The organism is Nocardioides marmoriginsengisoli (assembly GCF_003725695.1).
GTDB lineage: Bacteria > Actinomycetota > Actinomycetes > Propionibacteriales > Nocardioidaceae > Marmoricola > Marmoricola marmoriginsengisoli.
On sequence record NZ_RJSE01000015.1, the window covers coordinates 1 to 2727 of the forward strand.

A 2727-nucleotide genomic window follows, 5' to 3' on the forward strand; every position below is an offset into this window, starting at 1 on the left:
CTTGGGTGCCTTGGCGGGCTTGGACGCCTTGGCAGGCTCGACGAATGCCGGCTCGGGGTCGGTCGCTGGCGGGTCGATCTCGGCGATGGAGGACTCGTCCGCGAGTTCGGCCTGCTCGGCCGCGATCTGCTCGGTCGCCTCGACCTGCTCGGGCTCCGGTACGACGGGCGCCGCGATGCCCAGCGGGTCAGTCCACTCGACCTCGACCGCGGCTTCCGGAAGCTCGCCGGTGTGCTCGAACGGGTCCACCGGGTCATCCGCGGGCGCCTCGGCGGCGGGCGCCTCGGGGGCAACCTCGGGCGCGTGTTCCAGGTCGGCGATGTCGTCCGGCTCGGGTGCGCTCTCCGGCTCGGGGTCTGCTTCCGGCTCGGGGTCTGCTTCCAGCTCGGGCGCGTCCTCCGGCTCTGCCTCCAGGTCGACGGCATCCTCCGGCTCGGCGGCGTCCTCCGGCTCGGCGGCGTCCTCCGGCTCGGGCGCGTCCTCCGGCTCGGGGTCCGCTTCCGGCTCCGGCGCTACGTCGGCTGCGGGCTCGTCCGCGACGTCGATCGGTTCAGGCTCGACGTACTCGTCGTACTCCGGCTCACCCTCGGGGGGAGCGGTCGTCTCGTCCGGGATCGGTACCGTCAGCGGGCTTGCGCTCGCTGCCGGCACGGCGGCTTTTGGGGGTGATGGTTGCGGTACCCCCGTAATGCCCGCGAGGGCCGCCGCCGCGGCACCGCGTGCCGGCGCCTGAGGTGCCACGGCCCGAGCGGTGCGCTCGGTGGCCTGACGCTCCCACTCGGCCTGCTCGGCGGCGATCCGGTCCTTCTCGGCGCGCTGGGCGGCGATCCGCTCCTGCTGCTCCTGCATCGCCTGGGCCCGCCGCTGCTCGCGCTCCTCGGCCGCGATCCGCTCCAGCTCGGCCTGCTCGGCGGCGAGCCGCTCCTTCTCCCGCAGCGCCGCCTCGCGACGTGCGGCGATGGCGGCCAGCCGTGCTGCCTCGGCAGCCTCGGCGGCGAGGCGCTCCGCCTCGGCCTGCTCGGCCGCTGCCCGCTCCGCGGCGATCCGTTCCGCTTCGACCCGCTCGGCCTCGAGGCGGTCGGCCTCGGCCTGGATCGCGGCGAGCCGGTCAGCCTCGGCTTGCTCCGCAGCGGCCTGCTCGGCGGCCAGGCGCTCCGCCTCGGCCTGCTCGGCGGCGAGCCGGTCGGCTTCGGCCTGCTCGGCAGCCAGGCGTGCGGCTTCGATCTGGGCGGCTTCGATGCGCTCGGCCTCGGCAGCCTGCGCCGCCACCCGGTCGCTCTCGATCCGCATCGCCTCCGCCTTCTCGGCGGCCAGGCGGCGCATCTCTGCCTTCTCCGCGGCGACCCGGATGCGCTCGGCCTCCTGGGCGGCGACACGTTCGGCCTCCAGGCGCTCCAGCTCGACCCGCTGGGCCTCGAGCCGCGCGGTCTCCAGGCGGGCGGCCTCGGCGGCTTCTGCTGCGAGGCGCTCCTCCTCGGCCTTGATCGCGGCCTGGCGCTCGGCCTCCAGTCGGGCGGCTTCGATCCGGTCGTCCTCGGCCTGCTGGGCGGCGGCGCGCTCGTTCTCCAGGCGGAGGGCCTCGGCCTGCTCGACGGCGAGGCGCTCGTCCTCGATCCGGATCTCCTCGAGGCGCTGGGCCTCGGCCTTCTGGGCGGCGACCCGCGCCTTCTCGATCTTCTTGGCCTCGGCCTTCTCGGCGGCAAGGCGGGCCTTCTCGGCGGCGATGGCGGCGATCCGCACGGACTCCAGACGAACGCCTTCGGCCTCCTGGGCGGTGACGCGTTCGGCCTCGATCCGGGCGGCCTCGACGGCCTCGTTCACCAGGCGCTTCTTCTCGGCCTTCAGAGCCGCCAGCTGGAGACCCTCGAGGCGGCCGGCCTCGGCCTCCTGCGCGGTGATCCGCTCGGCCTCGATCCGGACCGACTCGGTCGCCTCGTCGGCGAGCCAGCGGTCGTGGGCCTCGATCGCCGCGAGCCGGAGCGCCTCCAGGCGGCCGGCCTCGGCCTCCTGGGCGTTCAGCCGTTCGGTCTCGATCCGCTTGGCCTCGCTGGCCTCGGCCAGCAGCCGGACCTCTTCGGCCTTGATCGCCGCTCGGCGCGCCTGCTCGGCGCGCCGCTGCTCCTCGCGCTCCTGTTCGATCCGCTCCTGCTCGAGCCTGGCGGCCTCCGCTGCCTCGGCGGCGATCCGCTCCTGCTCGGCCTGGAGCGCTGCACGGCGCTCCTTCTCCCGCTGGATCGCTTCCTGCCGGGCGCGCTCCAGGCGCTCCCGCTCGAGACGTGCTCGCTCGGCCTCCTCGGCCGCACGACGCTGCTCCTCGGCCTGGAGTGCTGCCAGCCGGGCGGCCTCACGGCGCTGCGCGGCCTCGCGGATGGCGTGCAGCCGCTGGCGTTCCGCCTCCTCGGCGGCGAGCCGGTCGGCCTCCGCCTTCTCCATCGCCTTGCGGGCGGCTTCGGCCTTGATGGCCGCGAGCCGCTCGGTCTCGAGCCTGGCGGCTTCCTCCGCCGCGAGGCGCTCGGCCTCGACCCTGTCGCGCTCGGCCTGCTCAGCGGCCTTGCGCTCGGCCTCGACGCGCAGCGCCTCGGCCTTCTCGGCGGCGATCCGGTCGCGCTCCGCCTTCTCGGCTGCCTTCCGGGCGTCGTCGATGCGCTTCTGCTCCGCGGCGAGGCGGGCGGCCTCAGCGGCTTCCGCGGCGGCCTGTTCGGCGGCGAGGCGTTCGGCCTCGGCCTT

Annotated in this window: 1 pseudogene; it reads right to left on the reverse strand. The window is 75.5% G+C overall.

The features are described 5' to 3' along the window. Positions 1–2727 (reverse strand): annotated as a pseudogene (locus EFK50_RS22400) (hypothetical protein); the annotation flags it as partial.